Below are 26477 nucleotides of genomic sequence, written 5' to 3' on the forward strand. Positions count from 1 at the left end.
CGCCCGCACCAACGGGACTTATGCGACGTCATCCACCAAATCGGACGACGTGCAGTTCGTGAGCGGTCAACGCGCGCATCCTAACGGACGGAACGTGGCGCCTATCGTGCCTCAAGTGATCCGCCGCCGGGAGGCCCGGGTTGCGCAAGCGTGGCCGACATCACGCCCGCCATCGCACCGCCCAACAAGTAGATGTACGGGCTGAGTCCATTGGCGAACAGGAAGTCGCCCTCCGGGCGTGCGGAGCTCAGGAAGATCACGGTGAGCAGCCAGACGGCCGCCGGCACCAGCGCCCCCACCCGCCCGCCGGTCAGCCGGGCGCCGCCCCAGAACAGGGCCGCGCTCCCTGCGAGCGCCAGGATCAGCCCGCCGGGGAACCAGGCCGCCTGGACCAGCGCACCGGCGACCGCGACGGCGGCGCCCAGTACGGCGAGCGCGGGATACGCGAGGCTCCTCATACCCCCACCCCCGCGAACAGGTCGTCCTCGCGGCCGTCCGCGACCCCGGGCTCGCCCTTGACCAGGCGGTAGTACTCGGCGCCGAAGAGCGGCTGCCCGAGGTCGTTGGAGAGGGCGAAGAACGGGCCGTCCACCGCGATCTGCGTGCTGTGGGCCCGCATCGCCGCCGCCTTGCGCCCCGCGTGGCGCGCCTCGGTGTCGATGCCCGCGGTCACCACGGAGTCGTCCACGACGCCCGGCATGTCGTCGGCGCTCGCGATGCCCTCGAACAGGACGTCCTTGCCTGCCGCGCGCAGCCGCGCGAAGCCCTCCTCGACCTCCGACCGCGGAATGCAGTTCCAGTAGACCTTGGCGATCGCGTGCGGGTCGCCGAGATCGGGCCGGTGGGACGGCTCGGCGGCCAGCACGGCGGCGCGCGTGGCGACCCGGTGCGCCTGGATGTGGTCGGGGTGGCCGTAGCCGCCGTCCGGGTCGTAGGTGACGAGCACCTGCGGCCGCGTCTCGCGGATCACCTCCACGAGGTAGGAGGCCGCCTGGTCGAGGTCCGCCTGCCAGAAGCAGTCGGGCCGCTCGTTCTGCGGGACGCCCATCATCCCCGAGTCGCGGTACCGGCCGGGGCCGCCGAGGAACCGGTGGTCGGTGACGCCCAGCTCCTTCATGGCGGCCTCGAGTTCGCCGATCCGGTACGTGCCGAGGGTGTCGTCCCGGTCGGCGGCCAGGTGGGCCAGTTCCGGCGGGATCACCTCGCCCTCCTCACCCAGGGTGCACGTCACGAGCGTCACGTGGGCCCCCTCGGCGGCGTACTTGGCCATGGTGGCGCCATTGTTGATCGACTCGTCGTCGGGGTGTGCGTGGACGAGGAGCAGTCGGCGGGCGGGCGTCGCGGTCATGGGGAGAGCCTACGGCTCAGAACTTGAAGTCCCCGATCATGCCCGCGACGTTATTGGTCAGGTCCTTGATCGTCGGGGCGATCGACGAACTCGCCAGATAGAAGCCGAGCAGTACGCAGACCACCGCATGTCCCGCCTTCAGCCCGGACTTCCGGACGAGCAGGAACACGACGATCAGCAGCAGCAGCACCGCCGAAATCGAGAGTGCCACAGCGGCTCACCTCCAGGGCCTCAGGGTCGCGACAGCAGTTGCCAACCGGTTGTTACCCACTCTCGGCAATGGATCATAACTTTGTGGTGGTCCGCACAGCTCGGTGCACGGGAGCACGCGGGGGCGCATGGCCGGTTCTCGCGGGTACGCGCGCCGGGTCCGCCGGCCGGCCCGGTGGGAGACTCGCCCTCATGACGCAATCGCTCTCCTTCCCGCGGCAGTACGCCCGCACGCAGCGGTTCTCGCTCGGCGCCCCGCGCGCCTTCTCCGTCTCACCGGACGGCGGGCGCATCGCCTTCCTGCGCTCCCGTTCCGGCACCGACCGCTCGCACCTGCTCTGGGTGCTGGACCTGCCCGCCGAGGGCGGCACGGGGGCGGAGCGGGTCGCGGCAGACCCGGCGGCCCTGCTCGCCGGCACGGACGAGGAGCTGTCGCCGCAGGAGCGGGCGCGGCGCGAACGCAGCCGCGAGGGCTCGGCGGGCATCGTGGCGTACGCGACGGACGACGCGGTCGGGCGTGCCGCGTTCGCCTTGTCCGGGCGGCTGTTCCTCGCGGAGCTGCTCGCGGGCACCGCCCGGGAGATCGCGGTGCCGGGCCCGGTCGCGGACCCCCGCCCCTCGCCCGACGGGCGCCGGGTGGCCTATGTGGCGGACGGCGCGCTGCGCGTGGTGGACGCGGACGGCGGCGGGGACCGTGCGCTGGCCGTGCCGGAGGGCCCCGGCGTCACGTACGGGTTGGCGGAATTCATCGCCGCCGAGGAGATGTCCCGCGGCCGCGGCCACTGGTGGGCCCCGGACGGCGGCGCCCTGCTCGCCGCGCGGGTGGACGACACCCCGGTGCGGCGGTGGTGGATCGCCGACCCCGCCAACCCGGGGCAGGAACCCGCCGAAGTCGCCTACCCGGCGGCGGGCACGCCGAACGCCGAGGTCACGCTGGTGCTGCTGACCCTGGACGGCGCCGCGACGCCCGTGGAGTGGGACCGGGAGCGCTATCCGTACCTGGCGCGGGTGCACTGGTCGGCGGCCGGCCCGCCGCTGCTGCTCGTGCAGGCCAGGGACCAGCGCGAGCAGGTCTTCCTGGCGGTCGACACGGCCACCGGCGGCACCCGCGAGGTGTACCGGGAGCGCGACGAAATCTGGCTCGATCTTTTCGGTGGGGTGCCGTCCTGGGCGAGCGGTGAGCGCCTGGTGCGGATCACCGACGAGAGCGGCGCGCGGTGCCTGGTGGTGGGTGAACAGGCCTTCACCGGACCGGAATTGCACGTACGTTCGGTGCTCGGGAGCGACGGGGACGCCTTCCTGCTGACCGCCTCGGCGGGGGTCGGCGCCAAGGACCCGGAGACCGGCGAGATCCATGTGTACCGGGCGGACGGCGGGCCCGGCGGCCCGGTCCGGCTGACCGGCACGCCGGGCGTCCACACGGCGGTGCGCTCCGGCGGGGTCACGGTGGTGACGTCCGCCTCGCTGGCGGAGCCGGGTGCGACCACGCGCGTGCTGCGCGACGGCGCGGAGGCCGCCGTGATCGCCTCGCACGCCGAGACCCCCGTGCTGACCGCCCGCCCCGTGCTCACCACCGCGGGCGAGCGGGACATCCCCGCGGCGGTCCTGCTGCCCTCCGGTCACCGGGACGGCGACGGCCCGCTGCCCGTGCTCATGGACCCCTACGGCGGCCCGCACGGCCAGATGGTGGTGCACTCCCAGCGGGCCTACCTCCACGCGCAGTGGCTCGCCGACCAGGGCTTCGCGGTGGTCGTCGCGGACGGCCGCGGCACCCCGGGGCACTCCCCCGCGTGGGAGAAGGCGATCGCCGGCGACTTCGCCGGGGTCACCCTCGACGACCAGGTCGACGCGCTGCACGCACTCGCCGCCCGCTACCCGCTGGACCTGGGCAGGGTCGCCATCCGCGGCTGGTCGTACGGCGGTTACCTCGCCGCGCTCGCGGTCCTGCGCCGTCCGGACGTCTTCCACGCGGGCGTGGCCGGCGCCCCGGTCACCGACTGGCGGCTGTACGACACCCACTACACCGAGCGCTACCTCGGCGACCCCGGACGGCAGCCCGCCGTGTACGCCGCCAACTCCCTTGTCACGGAGGCCGGGCTGTCGGCGCCGGCGGAGCGGGCGCGGCCGCTGATGGTCATCCACGGCCTCGCGGACGACAACGTGGTCGCCGCCCACACCCTGCGGCTGTCCTCCGCCCTGCTGGCCGCCGGGCGCCCGCACGAGGTCCTTCCGCTGTCCGGGGTGACCCACATGACGCCGCAGGAGCAGGTCGCCGAGAACCTGCTGCTGCTCCAGGTCGCCTTCCTCAAGCGGGCGCTGGGGCTCGCCACCACGGCCTAGCCGAACGGTGGTTCGCGCAGGTATGCCGCCCGGGCCTCCCCGGGCGGCACACCGGGCGGTGGTCCGTACGCGTCGACGACGGGCAGGACGGCGGTCTGGTCGAACAGCGGCATGCTGAGGTTGTCGGCCGCCGGCACCACCTCCGCGTCCGCGAACGGGTCGCCCTCCGGCCCCCCGTCCCAGTCCGGACGGCGGGGGATCAGCAGCAGGACCGCCACCACGGCCGCGGCCGCGGAGAAGCCGGCCGCGAAGTCGGCGCCGGACAGGGCCTGGAGCCGGAAGGTGACGAGCACCGGCACCGCCACGGCGCCCAGCAGGCACGCGACCGAGATGCCCAGCGGCCGGGAGAAGGGCGCCCGCGCCAGGGCCGCCGCCCCGGCGGCCGCGGCCAGCGCCGCGCTCGCCCAGGCCTGCCAGTCGAACGGCGCGCCCAGCTGCGAGTTGACGAGGTACCCGCCGACGGCCGTGCGGAACAGGAAGCTCGGCGGCAGCGGCACGGCGGCCGGATCTCCGTGGGTGCGGGTGAACTCCCAGATGCCCGTGATCGCCGCGGCGACCAGCAGCAGCAGTCCCGCGAGCACCCCGGCGGCGGGCCGGGGTGGAACGGGGGCGTCCGTGCCGTTGCGGCGTACCACCAGGAGCAGCAGGAACGCCCCGGCCACCTGACCGCCCGCCGTGAGCAGCAACGGCCCCTGCAGGCCCCGCAGGACGCCGCCCGAGGCGGGGGCCAGCAGGAGAGCCGCGGGGGTGCGCAGCGCCAGCGTGATCACGGCCGCGGCCCCGAGAACCCCCACGCCGCCGGGCCGGAAGGCGGCCACCGCCCCGGCCGCGTACAGCCCGAGCAGCAGCAGGTCCACGGTCGAGGTGATCAGCGGCGCCCCGCCGACCGGCACTCCGAGCCCGGTCCACACCCTGAGGGCGCCCTCCGCCCGGAACTGGGTGAGGTCCTGCCCCACCCAGACGGCCTCGGCCGCCCCCAGGGCAGCACAGATCACGCCTCCGAGCCGATACGTCTGCCGCATGGCCACCTCCCAGGCCCCTCCGGCAGCAGTGTCCTTGCGTTCCCGGGGAGATACGTGGCGCGGCCGCTCCGCGTTCAACGCGGGGCCCGGCGGTGGCCGGCCGGGGCGACGCGTGGTCACCCCGGCCGGCGGACGGCACCCGCACGGCCGTACGCGGCTCAGCCTGGCGCGTCCGTATATCGCGGGTGCGTCGGTCACATTGCCCGCGCGTAAAAGACGTTGCTCCCGTTTTCTCCGTAATCGCCCGTGGGGTACGGGAATCGGGTCACCCGTCCGCGGGATCCGGGGGCACCACGGTCTTCTCCTCCGCGAAATGGCAGGCGCTGGCGTGCGCCGCAGGGGAGTCGAGGCCGCGGAAGACGGCGGGAACGGCGAGTTCGGGGACCTCCAGGGCGCAGCGTTCCTCGGCCTTCCAGCAGCGGGTGCGAAAGCGGCATCCGGAGGGCGGGTCGGCCGGGGAGGGGACGTCGCCGGAGAGCAGGATGCGCTCGCGGTGTTCGCGGGCCTCCGGATCGGGCACGGGGACGGCGGAGAGCAGGGCCTGGGTGTAGGGGTGCGTGGGGTGCTCGTAGATCTGGGTGTCGTCGCCGGTCTCCACGATCCGCCCGAGGTACATCACGGCGACGCGGTCGGAGATGTGCCGGACGATCGACAGGTCGTGCGCGATGAAGAGGTAGGACAGGTCGAACTCGTTCTGCAGCCGCTCCATGAGGTTGATGACCTGGGCCTGCACGGAGACGTCCAGCGCCGAGACGGGTTCGTCGGCGACGATGATCTCGGGGCGCAGCGCCAGGCCGCGGGCGATGCCGATGCGCTGCCGCTGACCGCCGGAGAACTGGTGCGGGTAGCGGTTGATGTACTCCGGGTTGAGACCGACGACGTCCAGCAGCTCCTGCACCCTGCGCCTGCGGTCGCCCTTCGGGGCCACCTCGGGGTGGATGTCGTAGGGCTCGCCGATGATGTCGCCGACCGTCATGCGCGGGTTCAGCGAGGTGTACGGGTCCTGGAAGACCATCTGGATGTTGCGGCGCACCGCCTTCAGGGCGCGCCCTGACAGCCGGGTGATGTCCTCGCCCTTGTACAGGATGCGGCCCGCGGTGGCCTGCTCCAGATTGACCAGCAGCCGGGCGACGGTGGACTTGCCGCAGCCGGACTCCCCCACGATGCCGAGGGTCTCGCCCTTGCCGAGGTCGAAGTCGACGCCGTCGACGGCCTTGACGGCGCCCACCTGCTTCTTGATCACGATGCCCTGGGTGAGCGGGAAGTACTTGACCAGCCCGCGCACTTGGAGCACGGGTTCAGTGCTCGTGCCCACCGAGGCACTCCCTCCAGAAGTGGCACGCGCTGCCGCGCGTACCGCTCACCCGGTACAGCTCCGGTTCGTCCGTGCGGCACCTTTCCCGGGCCATCGGGCAGCGCGGGTGGAAGGCGCAACCGGGCGGGATGCGCAGCAGGTTGGGCGGCAGGCCCTTGATGGCGTAGAGGTCCCGGCCCTTGTGGTCCAGGCGCGGGATCGACGCCAGCAGGCCCTTGGTGTACGGGTGGGCGGGGCGCTGGTAGATCTCGTGGACGGGGGCGGTCTCCACGATGCGCCCCGCGTACATGACGGCGATGTGGTCGGCGACGTCGGCGACCACGCCGAGGTCGTGGGTGATGAGGATCAGGCCCATCCCGTACTCGCGCTGGAGTTCCGCCAGGAGCTCCATGACCTGGGCCTGGACGGTGACGTCCAGGGCGGTGGTCGGCTCGTCGGCGATGATCAGCTCGGGTTCGAGGGCGAGCGCCATGGCGATCATGACGCGCTGCCGCATGCCGCCGGAGAACTGGTGCGGGTACTGGCCCACGCGTTCCTTCGCCGCCGGGATGCGGACCCGGTCCATCAGCTCGACGGCCTTGGCGCGCGCGTCCTTGCGGGACATGCCCTGGTGCACGCGGAACATCTCGCCGAGCTGGTCGCCGACGGTCAGCACGGGGTTGAGCGAGGACAGCGCGTCCTGGAAGATCATCGCCATCCGGGCGCCGCGGACCCTGCGGCGCTCCTCGCCGCTCATCGTCAGCAGGTCCCGGCCCTGGAAGAGGATCTCGCCCCGGGTGACGTAGCCGGGCGGCGAGTCGAGGATGCCCATCACCGCCTGCGCGGTCACCGACTTGCCGCTGCCGGACTCGCCGAGCACCGCGAGCGTCTGGTGGGACCGCACGGAGTAGCTCACACCGTTGACGGCCTTGGCGACGCCGTCGCGGGTGCGGAACTCCACATGCAGGTCGCGGACGTCGAGCAGGGGCGCCCCGCCCTTCGCCGGTGCCTCGTCCCTCACCGGGCCGGCCATCACGCCTCCGTCCATCAGCTCAGCTTGGGGTCGAGGGCGTCGCGCACCGCGTCGCCGAGCATGATGAACGCCAGCACCGTCACGCTCAGCGCCCCGGCCGGCCACAGCAGCATGTGCGGGGCGTTGCGGATCTGGGTGGACGCCTGGGAGATGTCGATGCCCCAGGACACCGTGGGCGGCTTCAGGCCGACGCCGAGGTAGGACAAGGTGGCCTCCAGCGCGATGTACGTGCCGAGCGCGATGGTCGCGACGACGATGACCGGCGCCACCGCGTTGGGCGCGATGTGCCGCAGCAGGATGCGCCCGTTGCCGGCGCCGAGCGCCCGGGCCGCCTGCACGTAGTCGTTGTGCTTGGCGGTGATGACCGCGCCGCGCGCGATACGGCCGATCTGCGGCCAGCCCAGCAGCACGATGAAGCCGACCACCGGCCAGACCGTGGAGTTGGTGATCACCGACAGGAAGACCAGGCCGCCCAGCACGATGGGGATGCCGAAGAAGATGTCGCTGACCCGGGAGAGCACCGCGTCCGGCCCCCCGCCGAAGAAGCCCGCCAGGCCCCCGAGGAGGCTGCCGAGCAGCGCGGCGCCGACGGTGGCGCAGATGCCGACGGTGACCGAGGCGCGGGCGCCGTACACGACCCGGGTGTAGACGTCGCAGCCCTGGTTGTCGAAGCCGAAGGGGTGGCCGGGCGACGACCCCTTCTGGGAGTTGGCGAGGTCGCAGCTGAGGGGATTGCCGTCGGCGATCAGCTGCGGCCGGATCGCGATGACGACGAGGAAGACGATGACGAGCGCGGAGAGCAGGAAGACCGGATTGCGCCGCAGGTCCCGCCACGCGTCCGACCACAGGCTGCGCGGCCTGTCCCCGACGGACGGGCCCGGGCCGCCCGGGTGCTCCCCGAGCGGCTTGTCCAGGCTGCGTGCCTCGTCCTGCCCGAGCCCCATGGAGGCGCCGGTGCCGCCCGCCGCTTCCATGGCCTCGTCGGGATGGTCGTGGGGTTCGGGCATGGTGCTTCCTCGGCTCGGGCTGAAGGTGCTGCCGGCTCGCTCCGGGCCGCCGCCGTCCGGCTCAGGCATAGCGGATCCTCGGGTCGAGCACCGCGTAGAGGAGGTCGACGAGGAGGTTCGCCACGAGGAAGACGATGACCAGGATCGTCACGAAGCCGACGACGGTGGCCGAGTCCAGCCGCAGGATGCCCTGGTAGAGCTGGAAGCCGACGCCGCGGATGTTGAAGATGCGCTCGGTGACGATGGCGCCGCCCATCAGGGCCCCGATGTCCGTGCCGATGAAGGTGACGACCGGGATGAGGGAGTTGCGCAGCAGATGGCGGGTGACCACCCGGCGCCGCGGAAGGCCCTTGGCGGTGGCGGTGCGCACATAGTCGGCGCGGGCGTTCTCCACGATGGAGGTGCGGGTGAGCCGGGTGACGTACGCCAGCGAGGTCAGCGCCAGGACCAGCCCCGGGATCACCAGCTCCCCGAAGGGCGCCTCGGTGGAGACCGAGGGCGCGATCAGGCCCCACTTGACCCCGAGCAGGTATTGCAGCACGTACCCGGAGACGAACGTCGGGACCGAGATGACGATCAGCGTGGCGAGCAGCGCAGCGGTGTCGACGGGACGGCCGCGGCGGAGCCCGGTGAGCACCCCGAGGCTGATGCCGATGACGATCTCGAAGACGATCGCGATGATCGTCAGGCGCAGGGTGACGGGGAAGGCGCTCCCCATCAGCTCGGTGACCGCCTGGCCGTTCCAGGCCGTACCGAAGTCACCTCGGAAGATCTGCCCCATGTAGTGCAGGTACTGCTGCCACAAGGGGTGGTCCAGGTAGAGGTCGTGGCGGATCTGCGCGGCCGTGGCGGGGTCGCACGCGCGGTCCCCGCACTTGGCCTGCACCGGGTCGCCGAGCGCGTACACCATGAAGAAGATCAGCATGGTGGTGCCGATGAACACGGGGATCATCTGCAGCAGCCGGCGGACGACGTAACGTCCCACGGGGGCTCAGCTGACCTTGATCTGGTTGTAGACCGGGACGCTGAACGGGTTGAGGGCCACATCGGACAGCCGTTCCGACCAGCCCGCGCTGCCGTTCTGGTACCACAGCGCGATGGCCGGCACCTGCTGCGGCAGGATGCGCTCGGCGTCCTTGAAGGTGTCGACGGCCTTGGCGAGGTCGGTCTCCGCGTTGGCCCGGTCGATCAGCTTGTCGAACCGCGGGTCGCTGAAGTGCGAGTCGTTGGACGAGGCGCCGGTGTAGTACAGCGGCTGAAGGAAGTTCTGGATCAGCGGGTAGTCCATCTGCCAGCCCGCCCGGAAGGGGCCCTTCATCTGCTTGTTGGCGATCTGGTTGCGGAAGTCGGCGAACGTGCCGACGGGATTGCCGACGCAGGCCTTGTCGTTGCCGAGGGCGTTGTTGATGCTGTTGCAGACGGCGTCGACCCAGTCCTTGTGGGAGCCGCTGTCCGCGTTGTAGGTGATCTTCATGGTGCCGCCGGGAATGCCGCCGGCCTCCTTGACCAGCTTCTTCGCCTGGGCGGGGTCGTAGCTGCAGACGTCCCCGCAGAGGGTGTCGTCGAAGCCGCCCTGCGCGCCGAGCACCGGTGAGGTCCAGTCCTTGGCGGGCGTGCGGGTCTTCTGGAAGATCTGCTGGGTGATCTGGTCGCGGTTGATCGCCATCGAGATGCCCTGGCGGAGTTTCGCGGAGTCCGGGCCGGACCAGGCCTTGTCGTACAGCGGGAAGGCGAGGGTCTGGATGATGCCGGCCGGGGTGTTGAGGTAGCGGTCGCCGAGGTCGGACCGGACGTTCCTCAACTGCTGGGCGGGGACGTCGTCGACCAGGTCGAGGTTGCCGGCCTGGAGATCGGTGTAGGCGGTGTTGCTGTCGGTGTAGACCATCAGGTCCACACCGCCGTTGACCGCCGCGTCGGCGCCCTTGTAGCCGCTCCACTTGCGCAACTTCATGGACTGGCCCTTGGCGTACGAGTCGACCTGGTACGGTCCGTCTCCGATCGGCTTCTTCAGCCAGGCCGCGTGGTCGCTGAAGAAGGCCTTCGGTAGCGGCATGAAGGCGTTGTAGCCGAGGGTGTCGGGCCAGGTGGAGAACTTCTGGTTGAGCTTGACGGTGAAGTTCAGGGCGTCCTTCCTCACCAGGCCGGACATCACCTTGGCCGCCGGGGCGCCACTGGCCGGGTGGACCTTGTCGTAGCCGTCGATGTAACTGAAGAAGGGGGCGTTGACCTGTTTGTTCGTCACCAGCGCCGCGTAGTTCCAGGCGTTGATGAACGAGTCGGAGGTCACCTTCTCACCGTTGCTGAACGTCCAGCCGTCCTTGAGTCCGACCTCGAAGGTCCGGGAGTCCGTGGTCGAGATCGAGTCGGCGATGACGTTCTCGGCGGCCCCGGTCTTCGGGTTGTAGCGCTTCAGGCCGCGGAAGACCATGTCGAGCACCTTGCCGCCCTGCACCTCATTGGTGTTGGCGGGCTCCAGCGGGTTCTGCGGGTCGCTCCACGAGGCGCTGAGCACTCCCTTGCCGTCCGGCTCGCCCCCGGCGCCTCCGCCTCCGCCCCCGCAGGCCGTCGCCGTGGCCGTGGCCGTGGCCGCCAGAGCGAGGGCCGTCGCACCCCTGGCCCAACCCGCCGCGCTCCGTCGCATCGGATGCCTCCTCAGGGAGCTCTACGCCACACAGGACACCTGAGCCCCCATCAGACCCCAAAACGGGACATTGCGCACTGCGGCTCACCGGACCCGGACCGGGCCGCCGCAGGGATGAAGGGTTATCCCTCGGTCCGTATACGCAATAAGGGTTTACCCGATCGTCAGGTTAAGTTTCGATCAAGAAAATAAAGGATCGATCACGACGAACCGGCCTTCATTGACGTGGGTGTAATTCCATTGCGAAAGTCCCACTCAACCCGCAAGGGCCGCGCACCCTGCTCGCACGACCTGCGAAGACAGATGCGTCCCCAATGTTTCAACCGCGTTGCATCACTATGCCAGAGCCGGCTGAAACGTAACGCCGAATTTTTTTCATTATCTTCAACCGAGTGAGAGTGTGTGACTCGTGGGCCGATATCTGCTGCGCCGACTCGTCAACTATCTGGCGCTGGTCCTCATCGCGGCCTCGCTCACGTACGCCCTGGCGGCGCTGAGCCTCGACCCCAGGTCCAACTTCCTGGGCCGGAACCCCCCGGTGTCGGCCACCTCGGTGACGGCCACCCTGAACGAGTACAACCTGAACCCGGACACCCCGATCGTGGTGCGCTTCGCCCACTGGGCCGACGGTGTGGCCCACGGTGACCTCGGACGGACCGTCACCGGCGGGCAGGTCAACGACGAGTTCGGCCGTCGCGTCGGAGTGAGCACCCGGTTGCTGCTCATCTCCACGATCCTGGGCTCCCTCGGCGGCGTCCTCCTGGGCGCCTGGGGGGCCATCAGGCAGTACCGGGCGTCGGACCGGGTCGCCACGCTGGGCTCGTTCTTCGTCCTGGCCATGCCGGTCTTCGTGATCGCCGTGACCCTCAAGCTCTGGGCGATCGACCTCAACGACGCGGTCGGGCACAAGGTCATCGAGTACACCGGCGAATACGACCCGGGACTGTCCGGCACCGGCGAGATCCTCGTCAGCCGGCTGCAGCACCTGCTGCTGCCCAGTCTGACCCTGATCCTCATCCAGGTCGCGCTCTACAGCCGGTACCAGCGCAGCACCATGCTGGACGTGCTGGGCAGCGACTTCCTGCGCACCGCGCGGGCCAAGGGCCTGTCACGGCGGGCGGCGCTGATGAAGCACGGGCTGCGCACCGCCGTCCTGCCGGTCGTCCCGCTGCTGGTCTACAACGTCGTGCTGCTGTTCACCGGCGCCACCTTCACCGAGAAGATCTTCGGCTGGCACGGCATGGGTGAGTGGCTGGTCAACTCGATCAGCACCAACGACGTCAACGCGGTCGCCGCGGTCGGCATGTTCACCGCGGTGGTGGTCCTGGTCGCGGGCCTTCTCTCCGATGTGCTCTACGCGGCGCTCGATCCGCGCGTACGGGTGCGCTGAGCACCGACGCACCCCGCCGCAGACCCGATCCCGCGTACCCAGGAGCCCTCACCCATGGCTGTCCAGACCCCCTCCGTCCAGCCTGCCGCCCTCACCGCACCGCCGACCCGGCGCCGGCGCAGCGGACGGGCCCGCCTCACCGCCGTCCGCTTCGCCCGCAACCGTCTGGCGCTGTTCGGGCTGGTCGTGCTGGTCGTGCTCTTCGTCCTGGCCTACGGCTACCCGCTCTTCTACAAGTGGGGCTACACGGACCTCGACTTCACCGCCTTCCAGAAGCCACCCTCTGGGAGCCACTGGTTCGGTACCGACCAGACCGGTTCCGACCTGTTCGCCATGACCATGCGCGGTATGCAGAAGTCCCTGGTCATCGGCATCCTGACCGGCATCATCTGCACCTTCGTCGCCGCGGCGATCGGGGCGAGCGCCGGCTACTTCGGCGGCTGGGTCGACCGCTCCCTGATGTGGGTGGTCGACCTGCTGCTCGTCATGCCCAGCTTCCTGATCATCGCGGTGCTCTCGCCGCTGTTCCAGGGCACCACCTGGCTGCTGTTCGTGGTGCTGCTGGCGGCGTTCAGTTGGATGATCAGCGGCCGGGTGGTGCGCAGCATGACGCTCACCCTGAAGGACCGCGAATTCGTCAAGGCCGCCAAGTACATGGGCGTCCCGGCACCGGTCATCATCTTCCGGCACATCCTGCCGTCGATGGCCTCGATGCTGATCATCGACGGGACGATCCAGGTCGGTGCCGCGATCATCGGCGAGACCGGCCTGTCCTACTTCGGCTTCGGTGTGCAGGCGCCCGACGTCTCCCTCGGCACGGTGATCGCCACCGGCACCCCGGCGGCCCCCTCCTTCCCCTGGCTCTTCTACTTCCCGGCCGGCTGCCTGGTGCTGATCTGCCTGTCCATCGCCTTCATCGGCGACGGCCTGCGCGACGCCCTCGACCCCAACTCCAGTGGCGCCAAGGCCCGCGCCCCCCGCAAGCCCAAGAGCACCGCCAAGGAAGGACGCACGTCGTGACCGAGATCCCCGCCCTGGAGGTCACCGACCTCCACGTCTCCTTCCCGAGCGAGGCCGGGCCGGTCGGGGCCGTGCGCGGCGTCTCCTTCTCGGTGCGGCGCGGCGAAGTCCTCGGCATCGTCGGCGAGTCGGGTTCCGGCAAGTCCGTCTCCTCCCTCGCGGTCCTCGGCCTCCTGCCGGACACCGCGGACGTCAAGGGCTCGGTGAAGCTGCACGGCCGTGAGCTGCTGGGGCTGGACGACCGGGAGATGACGAAGATCCGCGGCAAGGACATCGCGATGGTCTTCCAGGACCCGCTGTCCGCGCTGACCCCGGTCTACTCCGTCGGCGACCAGATCATCGAGGCCCTGCGCATCCACCAGGACCTGGACAAGGACGCCGCCCGCAAGCGCGCGGTCGAACTGCTGGACCTGGTCGGCATCCCCGACCCGGACCGGCGCGCCGACGCCTTCCCGCACGAGTTCTCCGGCGGCATGCGCCAGCGGGCGATGATCGCGATGGCGATCGCCAACGACCCCGAGGTGATCATCGCCGACGAGCCGACCACCGCCCTGGACGTCACCATCCAGGCGCAGATCCTGGACGTCCTGAAGAAGGCCCAGGAGGTCACCGGCGCCGCCATCGTCATCATCACCCACGACCTCGGCGTGGTGGCCGGCTTCGCCGACCGGGTCCAGGTGATGTACGCGGGCCGCCCGGTGGAGACCGGCCCCGTCGACGACGTCTACTACGCGCCCCGCATGCCCTACACCATCGGTCTACTGGGCTCGATCCCGCGGCTGGACGACGGCGGCCGGCACGCCCTGACCCCCATCGACGGCAACCCGCCCTCGCTGGTCGCCCTGCCGCCCGGTTGCCCCTTCGCCGCACGCTGCCCCGTCGCGATCGACGTCTGCCACCGCATCGAGCCGGAACTGACGGTCCGCGAGGGCGGCAGCCATCCCACCGCCTGCCACCGCAGCCACGAACTCGAAGAAGGCGGCTCCCTCGACCCGGCCACCGTCTACCCGGTGCCGGAACTGCCACCGGCCCCCGCCGCGGACGTGCCCCGCGATCTGCGCGAGACCGTGCTGGAGGTGCGCGGGCTGGTCAAGCACTTCCCGCTGACCCACGGCGCCGTGATCAAGCGCCGGGTGGGAGAGGTGCGGGCGGTCGACGGCATCACCTTCGACATCCGCGAGGGCGAGACCCTCGGCCTGGTCGGCGAGTCCGGCTGCGGCAAGACCACCACCCTGCTGGAGATCCTCGACCTGCCGTCGGGCCAGTCCGGGGCCGTCACGGTCTTCGGGAAGGACATCCGGGGGCTGAAGGGCGCCGACCGCAAGGCCCTGCGCCGCGACCTCCAAGTGGTCTTCCAGGACCCGATGGCGGCCCTCGACCCGCGCATGCCGGTCGGCGACATCCTCGCCGAGCCGATGAAGACCCACGGCTGGTCCCGGGACCGCATCGCCGACCGGGTGCCGGAACTGCTGTCCCAGGTCGGCCTCGACCCGGACCACGTGGACCGCTTCCCCGCCGAGTTCTCCGGCGGCCAGCGGCAGCGCATCAGCATCGCCCGCGCCCTGGCCCTGGAACCCAAGCTGGTCGTCCTGGACGAACCGGTCTCCGCCCTGGACGTCTCCATCCAGGCCGGTGTGCTCAACCTGCTCGACGAACTCAAGTCCCGGCTGGGGCTCAGCTACCTGTTCGTGGCGCACGACCTCTCCGTCGTACGGCACATCGCCGACCGCATCGCCGTGATGTACCTGGGCCGGATCGTCGAGATCGGCTCCGCGGAGGCCGTCTTCGGCGCCCCTTCGCACCCGTACACCCAGGCCCTGCTGTCCGCCGTCCCGCTGCCCGACCCCCGCAGGGAGCGGATGCGCAAGCGCGTCCTGCTCACCGGAGACCTGCCCAGCCCCACAGATGTGCCCACCGGCTGCCGCTTCCGCAACCGCTGCCCGAAGTTCGCCGCCCTCGACGAAGTCCAGCGCGGCCGCTGCCGCGACGAGGACCCGTCACCCTCCGCCCTGGCGGGCGATCACAACGCGGCATGCCACTACGCCGCCGCGGTCACTGTCGTCTGACCCCCTTGTTGTCCCAACCCGTTAGAGGAGAGAGTTCGTTGAACAGAACACGTACGTCCGCAGTCATGGTCGCGCTGGCCACCGCCGGCGCGCTGGTCCTCACCGCGTGCGGCGGCGACGACGGCGGTGACAACGCCGCGGCCAAGAAGAACTCGGTGCCCAAGTCCAGTGCCAACAACATCAAGGCCACCGACCGCGACCAGCTGAAGGAGGGCGGCACCCTCAACTGGCCGGTCGCGGAGATCGCCGAGAACTTCAACTACAACGAGGTCGACGGCACGCTCGCGGACGGCTTCGACGTCGAGCGCTCCCTGATCCCGATCACGATGCTGTCGGACGCGACGGGCACGGTGACCCCCAACCCCGACTACCTGACCTCGGCGAAGGTGGACGACACCTCCGGCAAGCAGGTCGTCACCTACGAGATCAACCCCAAGGCCAAGTGGTCCGACGGCACGGCCATGTCCTGGAAGGACTACGAGGCCAGCTGGAAGGCGCTGAACGGCAAGGACCCCAAGTACAAGATCTCCTCCAGCACCGGCTACGAGCTGATCAGCAGCGTCGCGAAGGGCAAGACCGACCAGGAGGTCGTGGTCACCTTCGACAGCGCATTCGGTGACTGGAAGAGCCTGTTCAGCCCGCTCTACCCGGCCTCGGTCGTCGGCACCCCGGACGGCTTCAACGCCGGTTACCTCGGCAAGATCCCGGTCACCGCCGGCCCGTTCAAGTTCCAGGGCATCGACAAGACCACCAAGACCCTCACCGTTGTGCGCGACGACAAGTGGTGGGGCAACAAGGCCATACTCGACAAGATCATCTTCCGTGCCCTGGACGCCGACGCCCAGGCCGGCGCCTTCGCCAACGGCGAGATCGGCTTCTTCAACGTCGGTCCCGACTCGGCCGCCTACAAGCAGGCCAAGGAGGTCAAGGGCGCCGAGATCCGCAAGGCGGCCGGCCCCAACTACCGCCACATCACCTTCAACGGCACGCACGCGGCCCTGAAGGACGTCAAGGTGCGGCAGGCGATCATGTCCGCCCTCAACCGCGACGCCATCGCGCAGTCCGACCTCCAGGGACTGGACTGGGACCCCAAGCCCCTGAACAACCACTTCTTCGTCACCAACCAGAAGGGGTACAAGGACAACGCGGCCGGCGTCGGCGTCTTCGACCAGGCCAAGGCCAAGAGCCTGCTGGACGAGGCCGGCTGGAAGCAGGACGGCGAGTTCCGCACCAAGGGCGGCAAGACCCTCGAGCTGGACTTCGTCATCCCGGCGAACGTCAGCACCTCCGCCAACGAGGGCAAGCTGATGCAGCCCATGCTCAAGGCGGTCGGCATCAAGCTGAACATCAAGACCGTCCCGGTGCAGGAGTTCTTCGACAAGTACGTCAACACCGGCAGCTTCGACCTGACGGCCTTCTCCTGGCTGGGCACCGCCTTCCCGGTGTCCTCGACCAAGTCGATCTACGCCAAGCCCGTCGGTGACAACATCCAGCAGAACTACACCGGCGTCGGCAGCGACGAGCTCGACGCGGCCATGAACAAGGCGGCGGCCGACACCGACACCGCCCAGGCGATCACCGACGCCAACGCCGCGGACGTGATGATCTGGCAGCAGGCCAACCTGCTGCCGCTGTACCAGCGCCCCGACATCTTCGCGGTCCAGAAGAACCTGGCCAACATCGGCGCCTTCGGCTTCCAGGACCTGCGCTACGAGAACATCGGCTACACCAAGTAAGCCCCGCCGGCTCCCGGCACCCCTCCCGCCCCGCCACCGCTCCCGCGGTGGCGGGGCGGGGTCGTTCCCGGGCACGAGCGCAGGGTGCCATGCCCCATGCACCACCGCGTCGAACCGCGCCGAACCGCGCCGCCGGTGCTCCGAGGAGTGCGCCGGCCTCTCCGGCGGTCGCCTCGTCCACCGGCGCCACGGCGCAGCCCTTCAGGAATCGGGCGGGGCGGGCCTGCGCGAGCCGTTCCGCCGCAGCTGGGCCACGACCGGCGCCGGCGCCCTCGGCGCCCCGCCGGCGGTGACGCAGGCCCTGTGCCCGTGCCAGAGCTCGGCGTCGGACGCCTCTGCGGCGATCAGCAGCCCTGCGCCGCACACCACCGCGCGCGACGCGCCTGTCCACGTCTCCCGGACGGCCGTCGTCACGCGGCATGGTGACCGGCGTCGGCGCTCACGCCTCCCCGGGTCGCGAGGCCGCCTCCATGAAGCCGTCCACCCGCGTCCGCTCCGCACGCGTCGGAACCCCGATCTCCCAGAGCACGGCCTCCGCGGCCGACAGCCCTGTCTCGATCCTGCACGCGCGCTCCGCCGCCCTGGACGGCCACGCCAAAACGCTCAGTCCCTCGCGGTCCGCGCTACACCCGGAAGTGCCGCGGCGCCGCCCGGCGGCGTTCTCCGGGCCTCCGCGGGCACGCGGAAGGGCGCCCACGCGGTGATCGCGTGGGCGCCCTTGCGACGCCGCGGGCCGGACTCAGGCCGTCGCGTGGACGACGTCCTTCTCCTCGGCGAAGTGGCACGCCGAGTCGTGCGCGGCCGGGGTCTCGGAGCTCTTGAAGCGCTCCGGGATCGCCAGCAGCGGCTCCTCCGTGGCGCACTTGTCCTGCGCCTTCCAGCAGCGGGTGCGGAAGCGGCAGCCCGACGGCGGGTTGGCCGGGGAGGGCACATCGCCACTGAGGATGATGCGCTCGCGGTTCTCGCGGGCCTCCGGGTCCGGCACCGGGACCGCCGACAGCAGGGCCTGGGTGTACGGGTGGGTCGGGTGCTCGTAGATCTCGGTGTCGGTACCGATCTCGGCCATCCTGCCCAGGTACATCACGCCGACGCGGTCGGAGATGTGCCGGACGATGGACAGGTCGTGCGCGATGAAGATGTAGGACAGGTTGAACTCGTCCTGGAGCTTCTCCATCAGGTTGATGACCTGGGCCTGCACGGAGACGTCCAGCGCCGAGACGGGCTCGTCGCAGATGATGATCTCCGGGTTGAGCGCCAGACCGCGGGCGATGCCGATGCGCTGCCGCTGGCCGCCGGAGAACTGGTGCGGGTACCGGTTGATGTACTCCGGGTTGAGACCGACGACGTCCAGCAGCTCCTGCACCTTGCGGCGCCGGTCGCCCTTCGGAGCCACCTCGGGGTGGATGTCGAAGGTCTCGCCGATGATGTCGCCGACCGTCATCCGCGGGTTCAGCGAGGTGTACGGGTCCTGGAAGACCATCTGGATGTTCCGGCGCACGGCCTTGAGCGCGCGACCGGACAGCCGGGTGATGTCCTGGCCCTTGTAGAAGACCTCGCCGGCGGTGGCGCGCTCCAGGTTCATCAGCAGCTTGGCGACCGTGGACTTGCCACAGCCGGACTCGCCGACGATGCCCAGGGTCTCGCCCTGGTACAGGTCGAAGGAGACGCCGTCGACGGCCTTGACGGCGCCGACCTGCTTCTTGAACAGGATGCCCTGGGTCAGCGGGAAGTGCTTGACCAGGTTGCGCACCTGGAGGATCGGCTCGCCGCGCTGGACCGGCTTCGTGATCGCGGCCTCGACCGCGGTCACCTCGTCGGAGACGGCCTCGCCGTTGTTGGTGACGTCAGCCATGGATCGTCTCCTTCCAGAAGTGGCACGCGCTGCCGCGGCCCGGCAGCTCGCCGCCGTCGCGCTCGGTCACCGGGAGGAGCTTCGGGACCTCGGTGCGGCAGATGTCCTGCGCCATCTCGCAACGCGGGTTGAACGCGCAACCGGTGGGGATGCGCAGCAGGTTCGGAGGCAGACCCTTGATCGCGTAGAGCTCCTGGCCCTTCTGGTCCAGACGCGGGATCGAGGCCAGCAGGCCCTTGGTGTACGGGTGGGCCGGGCGCTTGTAGATCTCGTGGACCGGCGCCGTCTCGACGATGCGGCCCGCGTACATCACGGCGATCTTGTCGGCGACGTCGGCCACGACACCCAGGTCGTGGGTGATCAGGATCAGACCCATGTTGAACTCGCGCTGCAGCTCCGCGAGCAGGTCCATGACCTGGGCCTGCACCGTCACGTCGAGTGCGGTGGTCGGCTCGTCGGCGATGATCAGGTCCGGCTCCAGGGCCAGCGCCATAGCGATCATGATGCGCTGGCGCATACCGCCGGAGAACTGGTGCGCGTAGTCGTCGACGCGCTCCTTGGCGGCCGGGATGCGGACCCGGTCCATCAGCTCGACGGCCTTGGCCTTGGCGTCCTTCTTGGACATGCCCTGGTGCACCCGGAACATCTCGGACAGCTGGTAGCCGACCGTGAGCACCGGGTTGAGCGAGGACAGCGCGTCCTGGAAGATCATGGCGATCTTGCGGCCGCGGATCTTCCGGCGCTCCTCGGCGGACATCTTGAGCATGTCCTGGCCGCGGAAGAGGATCTCGCCCTGCGGGATCCTGCCGGGCGGCATGTCGAGGATGCCCATGATCGCCTGGGCGGTCACGGACTTGCCGGAGCCCGACTCGCCGAGCACGGCGAGCGTCTCACCGGCCGCCACGGTGTAGTTCACGCCGTTGACGGCCTTGGCGATGCCGTCGCGGGTGTGGAACTCCACGTGCAGATCACGGACTTCCAGCAGGGGGGTACCGGCGTCCCCTGTTCGGGGAGCGGGCACCTCCGCGTTCTTGTCGATGATGGTCACGTACGCCTCCCTCAGCGCAGCTTGGGGTCGAGGGCGTTGCGGACCGCATCGCCGAGCATGATGAACGCCAGCACCGTGATGCTGAGCATGATCGACGGGTACAGCATGATGTGCTGCGCCGTACGGATCTGCGCGGCACCGCCGGAGATGTCCTGGCCCCAGGAGACCACCGTCGAGGGCAGTCCGAGTCCCAGGTAGGACAGCGTGGCCTCGGCCGAGATGTAGCCGCCCAGCGCGATGGTGGAGACCACGATCACGGGGGCGACGGCGTTCGGCAGGATGTGCCTCAGCAGGATGCGGGTGGTGCTCGCTCCCAGCGCCTTGGCCGCGTGGACGTAGTCCGCCTGCTTGATGGTGATCACCGAACCGCGCATGACGCGCGTGATCTGCGTCCAGCCGAGGAAGCTCAGCGCCCCGACCACGACCCAGACGGTGCGGTCGGTGAAGGAGTTCAGAACCACCATGGTGCCGAGCAGGAAGGGGATGGCGAAGAAGACGTCGGTGATCCGGGACAGGAGCGAGTCGACGATGCCGCCGAAGTAACCGGCGATCATGCCGACCACACCACCCAGCAGGGTGACCAGGGCCGTCACGCAGATGCCCACCTCGATGGAGGCGCGAGTGCCGTAGATCATGCGGGCGTAGACGCTGCGCCCCTGGCCGTCGTAGCCCAGCCACTCGGGGGAGAAGACATGGCCGTACTCGGGCTTGCCCAGGAAGTGGTTCCGCAGGTCGCCGTAGGTGGGCGAGGCGCTGGTGAACAGGCCGGGGAAGGCCGCGATGGCCAGCAGCAGCAGGATCAGCACGGCGGAGACCACGAAGTACGGGTTGCGCCGCAGGTCGCGCCAGGCGTCGCCCCACAGGCTGCGGGGCTTCTCGGACTTGGGCTCCACGGCGACGACGACATCCGCTGCGGTCGTGGCCATCGGGTCCGCGTTCTCCACGGCGGTCTTGGTCACGTCAGGCATAACGGATCCTCGGGTCCAGGACCGCGTAGAGCAGGTCGACGAGCAGGCTGGTGACGAGGAAGACCAGCACGAGGACGGTGACCAGACCGACCAGCGTGGTCCCCTCACGGCGCACGATGGACTGGTAGATGGTGCCGCCGATGCCGTGGATGTTGAACAGGCCCTCGGTGACGACCGCACCGCCCATCAGGGCGCCGATGTCGGTGCCGAGGAAGGTGACCACGGGGATCATCGAGTTGCGCATCAGGTGCACACCGACCACGCGACGCCGGGGCAGGCCCTTGGCGATGGCGGTCCGCATGTAGTCGGCGCGCAGGTTCTCGGCTATGGACGTGCGCGTGAGCCGGGCCACATAGGCGAGCGAGAGGCTCGCCAGCACGATGGCCGGCATCAGCAACTGCCCGAAGTTCGAGTCGTCCTGGACGTTCGGTGTCACCCAGCCGAGCTGGAAGGCCAGGACCAGCTTGAAGATGTAGCCGAGGACGAAGACCGGAACCGAGATCAGCAGCAGGGTGAAGATCAGGACTGCGGAGTCGACGAGCTTGCCCGCCCGCATACCGGCCCAGACGCCCAGCGCGATGCCCACGACCAGTTCGATCACGAAGGCGAGCCCCGCGAGTCGGATCGTCACTGGGAAGGCTTCACCGAGCACGTCACGCACCGGCCGACCGCTGGCAATCTGGTTGCCGAAGTCGAAGTGCAGGAGAATGCCGGTCATGTAGTCCCAGTACTGCTTCAGGATCGGCTGGTCGAGCCCGAGGTCGTGGCGGAGCCTCGCCACGGTCGTCGGGTCCGCGCCCTTGTCGCCGAACAGCGCCCTCACGGGGTCGCCGGGCAGGGCGTAGACCATCAAAAAGATCAGCAGAGTCGTCCCGATGAACACCGGGATCATCTGGAGCAGTCGCCGTGCGACATAACGCCCCATCGTGCCTCCAAGTCAGTCGCTGCGGCAGCAGAGACGGGCCCTTCCCCCGTCCTCCGGTTGATGGAAGACGGGAGAAGGGCCCCCCAGCCACTGCCTGCACCCGGCGCGTGCGACGGCTTCGTCAGCCCCGCATCGGTGTGCGCACTACGCGAGTGGTTACTTCTTGACCTGCACGCCGGTGAGGATCGGGTCACCGTTCTGCGCGTACTTGACGCCCGTCACGTTCTCCGAGTAACCGGCGTTGACCTTGTAGTACCAGAGCGGGATGGCCGGCATGAGGTCGACCATCTTCTTCTCGACCGCCTGGTACTGCTTGACGGAGTCCTCGAGGGTGGGCGCGGTGTCCGCCGCGTTGATCATCTTGTCGAGCTCCTTGTTGGAGAAGCCCGACTGGTTGCCACCCGACGTGGTGCCGTACAGGTCACGGATGAAGTTCGCGTTCACCGGGTAGTCGAGCACCCAGCCGCTGCGGTACCAGGACTTGACCTCGTGGGCCGTACGGGCCTCGAGGTCGGAGTCGAAGTCGGCCTTGGAGTCGCCGACGCACTTCACGCCCGTGGCGTTGGTGATGCTGTTGCAGACAGCCTCGACCCACTCCTTGTGACCGCCATCCGCGTTGTACTGGATGGACATCTTGTTGCCCGGGACGCCGCCGCCGGCCTGGATGAGCTCCTTGGCCTTCGCCGGGTCGTACTTGAACACGTCGCCGCCGACGTTGTCCTGGTAGCCCAGCACGCCCTTGGCGACGAAGCCGGTGGCGGGCTCACGGGTGCCCTGGAGCACGGTCTTGGTGATGGTGTCGCGGTCGATCGCCATCGACAGGCCCTGGAGGACCTTGGGGTTGATCTTCTTCCAGTCCTTCGTGTAGAAGGCCGGGACGATGGACTGGATCGCCGAGTACGGCTGGTCCACGGCGCGGTCACCGAGGTCGTCGCGGTAGACCGGGAGGTCCTTGGGGGCGATCTGGCGCAGGACGTCGACGTTGTCCGACTTCAGGTCCTCGTAGGCGGCCTCGAGGGTGGTGTAGTTCTTGAAGGTCACACCACCGTTCTTCGCCTTGTTGTCACCCTTGTAGGCGTCGAAGCGCTTGACCACGATGCTCTTCTTGTGGTCCCAGCTGACGAACTGGTACGGGCCGTTGCCGACCGGCTTCTCGCCCGCGGCCTTCGGGTCCTTGAAGAAGGACTCGGGCAGCGGCGAGAACGCGGTGTAACCGAGCTTGTACACGAAGTACGGGATCGGCGTGTTGAGCTCGATCGTGAAGGTCTTGTCGTCGACGACCTTCAGACCGGACATCTCCTGGGACTTCGGGTCACCCTTCTCCGGGTGAACGTCCTCGTAGCCCTTGATGTCGGAGTACCACGACGAGTTGAGCTGGTTGTTCTTGGCGTTGGCGCCCCAGTTCCACGCCTTGACGTAGGACTCCGCGGTCACCGGGGTGCCGTCGTGGAAGGTCCAGCCGTCCTTCAGGGTGACCGTGAAGGTCTTGTTGTCCTTGGTGTCGACCGACTTGGCGTTCGACATCACGATCTTGCCCTGCGGGTCGTAGTCGACCAGCTGCGAGAACAGCGAGTCGACGACGATGCCGCCGTTGCTCTCCTGCGTGTTGGACGGCACCAGGCCGTTCTGCGGCTCACCGACCTCGACGGAGAACTTGCCGTTCGGGTTGAAACCGCCGGCAGAGTCGTCACTGCCCTTGTCGCCGCCGCTACCACCGCAAGCGGTAGCAGCCATAGCAACGATGATCGCGCCTGCGACCCAAGTGGCGCTCTTGGCACCGCGCATGGGTTTGCCTCCTCAGGAGTCACTGTCCGTACGTGAAAGGCGCCGGGCCCCACTGACACCCCTGACAGTGGACTACCGGCTACCTGTGCTCGTGAGTCGGCGCTCCCCATAAGCGCTTGGACCCATTGACCCGAGCTCAACGGGTCCAACTATCGGTCACGTTGAGCCTGCGAACCACACACTTACGATCTCGTTTTGGTCACAACCGGTCCAAAACAGTTTCGCAATTCGGACATTTGGATTGTAGACAGACACCGACGAAACGGACTTGTAACACAAGTACCGGTGAACTCTGTCCGGTATTCGGACGTCGGCGACGGAAAAACACTTGCCTCAAAGCGCGTGGATTCCACGCGAATCTACGGTGCTGACGGACCGCCAGGGAACGTACTGTCGTGGCCGCGCCACTGGCGTAACCGCGACACAGCGGCCCGGTCCACGACGTCCGGCGCGACGGGCCGTTGTGGCGGTGACATCAGTCACAACAGCCGCATGCGGGGCACCGAACGTGGCCCGGCTCACGGATGCGCCGCGTCGTTCATGACGCCGGCCGCACAGCCGGTCACGCAAAGGCACCGGCCCCGGCTGCCCGTGGGGACGGGAGCAGGACCGGTGCCAGGGTCATGCGTCAGCGCTTGGCGCGGGAGGCGGTGCGACCGCGCTCCTTCTGGTCCAGGACGAGCTTGCGGATGCGCACGGTCTCCGGGGTCACCTCGACGCACTCGTCGTCGCGGCAGAACTCCAGGGACTGCTCCAGGGAGAGCTTGCGCGGCGGGACGATCGCCTCGAACGAATCCGCCGAGGAGGAGCGCATGTTGGTGAGCTTCTTCTCCTTGGTGATGTTCACGTCCATGTCGTCGGCGCGGGAGTTCTCGCCGACGATCATGCCCTCGTACACCTCGGTGCCGGGGTCGGTGAACAGCACACCGCGCTCCTGGAGGTTCGTCATCGCGAAGGCGGTGACGGCGCCGGACCGGTCGGCGACCAGCGAGCCGTTGTTACGGGTCACCAGCTGACCGAACCACGGCTCATGGCCCTCGTGGATCGAGTGGGCGATGCCGGTACCGCGGGTGCCCGTCAGGAACTCGGTACGGAAGCCGATCAGACCGCGGGAGGGCACGACGAACTCCATGCGGACCCAGCCCGAGCCGTGGTTGGACATGTTGTCCATCCGGCCCTTGCGGGTGCCCATGAGCTGCGTCACGGCGCCCATGTGCTCCTCCGGCACGTCGATGGTGATGCGCTCGACGGGCTCGTGGACCTTGCCCTCGACCTCGCGCGTGACCACCTGCGGCTTGCCGACGGTCAGCTCGAAGCCCTCACGGCGCATCTGCTCGACCAGGATGGCGAGAGCGAGCTCACCGCGGCCCTGGACCTCCCAGGCGTCCGGACGCTCGGTGTCCAGCACCCGGAGGGAGACGTTGCCGATCAGCTCGCGGTCGAGACGGTCCTTGACCTGGCGAGCGGTGACCTTGCGGTCCTTGACCGCGGACTTGACGGCGCCCTTGCCGCCGGGGCCGCGACCGACCAGCGGGGAGGTGTTGGTGCCGATGGTCATGGAGATCGCGGGCTCGTCCACTGTGATCAGCGGAAGCGCGATCGGGTTCTCCGGGTCGGCCAGGGTCTCGCCGATGGTGATCTCCGGGATGCCCGCTACGGCGCAGATGTCACCGGGGCCGGCCTTCTCGGCGGGCTTGCGGGTGAGCGCCTCGGTCATCAGCAGCTCGGTGATGCGGACGTTGGCGACCGAACCGTCACGCTTGATCCACGCGACCGTCTGGCCCTTCGTGAGCTCGCCCTGCTCGACACGGAGCAGCGCGATACGGCCCAGGAAGTTGTCGGCGTCGAGGTTGGTGACGTGCGCCTGCAGCGGCGCGCTCTCGTCGTACGTCGGGGCCGGCACGTGCGCGAGCAGCGTGGAGAAGAACGGCTCCAGGCTGTCGCTGTCGGCCGGGACGGTGCCGTTCTCCGGCTTGGTCAGCGAGGCCACGCCGTCCCGCGCGCAGGCGTAGACGATCGGGAACTCGATCTGGTCCTCGTCCGCGTCCAGGTCCAGGAACAGGTCGTACGTCTCGTTGACGACCTCGTCGATCCGGGAGTCCGGGCGGTCGGTCTTGTTGATGCAGAGGATCACCGGCAGCTTCGCGGACAGCGCCTTGCGCAGCACGAAGCGGGTCTGCGGCAGCGGGCCCTCGGAGGCGTCCACCAGCAGCACGACCGCGTCGACCATCGACAGGCCGCGCTCGACCTCGCCACCGAAGTCGGCGTGGCCCGGGGTGTCGATGATGTTGATCGTGATGGGGTCGCCACCACCCTTGGGGTGGTACTTCACGGCGGTGTTCTTCGCGAGAATGGTGATGCCCTTCTCGCGCTCCAGGTCGTTGGAGTCCATCATCCGGTCGTCCAGATGCTGGTGCGCGGCGAAGGCTCCGGCCTGCTTGAGCATGGCGTCAACCAGCGTCGTCTTGCCATGGTCGACGTGGGCGACGATGGCGACATTACGAATGTCGTTGCGCGTGGGCATACTGGGGCGCTTCTCCCGGGTTGGTGTGTGTGGCGGCATACCCTCCTCGGCACACCTGCCGCCGGGCGAGTCGAGCCACGGCCTCACCCCATGGTACGGGGCCCGGGGGGTAACGACCGCCCGGGCATGATCGCCCTCCCCCGCACCCGCCCCGCACCCGCCCCGCGGCGGCCGTGCGGCCTCGGCGCCCGCGACGTGACAGTGCCCCGCGTCACAGTACGAGCGCTGTGACGCGGGGCACCGTCTGGACGGCCGGTCTCCGGCGGTC

At 69.3% G+C, this 26477-nt stretch carries 21 protein-coding genes; 5 read left to right on the forward strand and 16 right to left on the reverse strand.

Annotation, left to right across the window (positions count from 1 at the left end):
• Positions 1-101 precede the first annotated feature (101 nt).
• Genes RV983_RS13860 through RV983_RS13870 form a run of 3 tightly spaced genes read right to left on the reverse strand, consistent with a single transcriptional unit; the run spans position 102 to position 1559 of the window.
• Positions 102-458 carry a DUF6113 family protein gene (locus RV983_RS13860; protein ID WP_475986093.1) on the reverse strand — a complete coding sequence of 119 codons (357 nt, stop codon included), beginning with the start codon at positions 456-458 and terminating at the stop codon, positions 102-104.
• Positions 455-1348, reverse strand: a complete 894-nt coding sequence (gene mshB / locus RV983_RS13865; RefSeq protein ID WP_475986094.1) for an N-acetyl-1-D-myo-inositol-2-amino-2-deoxy-alpha-D-glucopyranoside deacetylase — start codon at positions 1346-1348, stop codon at positions 455-457. Before mshB ends, RV983_RS13860 begins: the two co-directional genes overlap by 4 nt.
• A 16-nt stretch (positions 1349-1364) precedes the next feature.
• The gene (locus tag RV983_RS13870; RefSeq protein WP_475986095.1) at positions 1365-1559 is read right to left on the reverse strand and encodes a hypothetical protein; all 195 of its coding nucleotides are present in this window, start codon (positions 1557-1559) and stop codon (positions 1365-1367) included.
• Between the two features lie 191 nt (positions 1560-1750).
• Between RV983_RS13870 and RV983_RS13875 the strand changes: the two genes are divergently transcribed.
• Complete coding sequence (locus RV983_RS13875; RefSeq protein ID WP_475986096.1) at positions 1751-3898, forward strand: S9 family peptidase; 2148 nt, start codon at positions 1751-1753, stop codon at positions 3896-3898.
• Here RV983_RS13875 and RV983_RS13880 read toward each other — a convergent pair.
• The 6 genes from RV983_RS13880 to RV983_RS13905 form a co-directional block, all read right to left on the reverse strand.
• Positions 3895-4920 carry a hypothetical protein gene (locus RV983_RS13880; protein WP_475986097.1) on the reverse strand — a complete coding sequence of 342 codons (1026 nt, stop codon included), beginning with the start codon at positions 4918-4920 and terminating at the stop codon, positions 3895-3897. The genes RV983_RS13875 and RV983_RS13880 overlap by 4 nt on opposite strands.
• Before the next feature lie 265 nt (positions 4921-5185).
• On the reverse strand, positions 5186-6235 hold the full coding sequence (locus RV983_RS13885) for an ABC transporter ATP-binding protein (RefSeq protein WP_475986098.1): 1050 nt from the start codon (positions 6233-6235) through the stop codon (positions 5186-5188).
• Complete coding sequence (locus RV983_RS13890; protein ID WP_475990319.1) at positions 6219-7247, reverse strand: ABC transporter ATP-binding protein; 1029 nt, start codon at positions 7245-7247, stop codon at positions 6219-6221. Before RV983_RS13890 ends, RV983_RS13885 begins: the two co-directional genes overlap by 17 nt.
• Before the next feature lie 14 nt (positions 7248-7261).
• On the reverse strand, positions 7262-8254 hold the full coding sequence (locus tag RV983_RS13895; RefSeq protein WP_475986099.1) for an ABC transporter permease: 993 nt from the start codon (positions 8252-8254) through the stop codon (positions 7262-7264).
• Positions 8255-8315: 61 nt separating this feature from the next.
• Positions 8316-9239 (reverse strand): ABC transporter permease, encoded by a 924-nt coding sequence (locus tag RV983_RS13900; RefSeq protein WP_475986100.1) that lies wholly within the window; start codon positions 9237-9239, stop codon positions 8316-8318.
• Positions 9240-9245: 6 nt separating this feature from the next.
• Complete coding sequence (locus tag RV983_RS13905) at positions 9246-10895, reverse strand: peptide ABC transporter substrate-binding protein (protein ID WP_475986101.1); 1650 nt, start codon at positions 10893-10895, stop codon at positions 9246-9248.
• A 409-nt stretch (positions 10896-11304) separates the two neighbouring features.
• Here RV983_RS13905 and RV983_RS13910 point away from each other — a divergent pair, with 409 nt between their 5' ends.
• Genes RV983_RS13910 through RV983_RS13925 form a run of 4 tightly spaced genes read left to right on the forward strand, consistent with a single transcriptional unit; the run spans position 11305 to position 17107 of the window.
• Positions 11305-12285, forward strand: coding sequence for an ABC transporter permease (locus RV983_RS13910; protein ID WP_475986102.1), 981 nt, complete (start codon positions 11305-11307; stop codon positions 12283-12285).
• A gap of 54 nt (positions 12286-12339) precedes the next feature.
• On the forward strand, positions 12340-13305 hold the full coding sequence (locus RV983_RS13915; protein WP_475986103.1) for an ABC transporter permease: 966 nt from the start codon (positions 12340-12342) through the stop codon (positions 13303-13305).
• Positions 13302-15371 (forward strand): ABC transporter ATP-binding protein, encoded by a 2070-nt coding sequence (locus tag RV983_RS13920; protein ID WP_475986104.1) that lies wholly within the window; start codon positions 13302-13304, stop codon positions 15369-15371. Before RV983_RS13915 ends, RV983_RS13920 begins: the two co-directional genes overlap by 4 nt.
• A gap of 38 nt (positions 15372-15409) precedes the next feature.
• On the forward strand, positions 15410-17107 hold the full coding sequence (locus RV983_RS13925) for an ABC transporter family substrate-binding protein (RefSeq protein ID WP_475986105.1): 1698 nt from the start codon (positions 15410-15412) through the stop codon (positions 17105-17107).
• 201 nt (positions 17108-17308) lie between these two features.
• On the opposite strand, the gene RV983_RS13930 is transcribed toward RV983_RS13925, so the two are convergent.
• The 7 genes from RV983_RS13930 to typA form a co-directional block, all read right to left on the reverse strand.
• Complete coding sequence (locus RV983_RS13930) at positions 17309-17521, reverse strand: hypothetical protein (RefSeq protein WP_475986106.1); 213 nt, start codon at positions 17519-17521, stop codon at positions 17309-17311.
• Positions 17522-17846: 325 nt separating this feature from the next.
• Positions 17847-18959 carry an ABC transporter ATP-binding protein gene (locus RV983_RS13935; protein ID WP_475986107.1) on the reverse strand — a complete coding sequence of 371 codons (1113 nt, stop codon included), beginning with the start codon at positions 18957-18959 and terminating at the stop codon, positions 17847-17849.
• The gene (locus RV983_RS13940) at positions 18952-20007 is read right to left on the reverse strand and encodes an ABC transporter ATP-binding protein (RefSeq protein WP_475986108.1); all 1056 of its coding nucleotides are present in this window, start codon (positions 20005-20007) and stop codon (positions 18952-18954) included. Before RV983_RS13940 ends, RV983_RS13935 begins: the two co-directional genes overlap by 8 nt.
• Positions 20008-20018: 11 nt before the next feature.
• The gene (locus tag RV983_RS13945; protein WP_475986109.1) at positions 20019-20975 is read right to left on the reverse strand and encodes an ABC transporter permease; all 957 of its coding nucleotides are present in this window, start codon (positions 20973-20975) and stop codon (positions 20019-20021) included.
• Positions 20968-21900, reverse strand: a complete 933-nt coding sequence (locus tag RV983_RS13950) for an ABC transporter permease (RefSeq protein ID WP_475986110.1) — start codon at positions 21898-21900, stop codon at positions 20968-20970. Before RV983_RS13950 ends, RV983_RS13945 begins: the two co-directional genes overlap by 8 nt.
• A 156-nt stretch (positions 21901-22056) precedes the next feature.
• On the reverse strand, positions 22057-23685 hold the full coding sequence (locus RV983_RS13955) for a peptide ABC transporter substrate-binding protein (protein ID WP_475986111.1): 1629 nt from the start codon (positions 23683-23685) through the stop codon (positions 22057-22059).
• A gap of 628 nt (positions 23686-24313) precedes the next feature.
• Complete coding sequence (typA, locus tag RV983_RS13960) at positions 24314-26209, reverse strand: translational GTPase TypA (protein WP_475986112.1); 1896 nt, start codon at positions 26207-26209, stop codon at positions 24314-24316.
• Positions 26210-26477 lie beyond the last annotated feature (268 nt).

It is taken from the genome of Streptomyces sp. RLA123 (assembly GCF_056270165.1).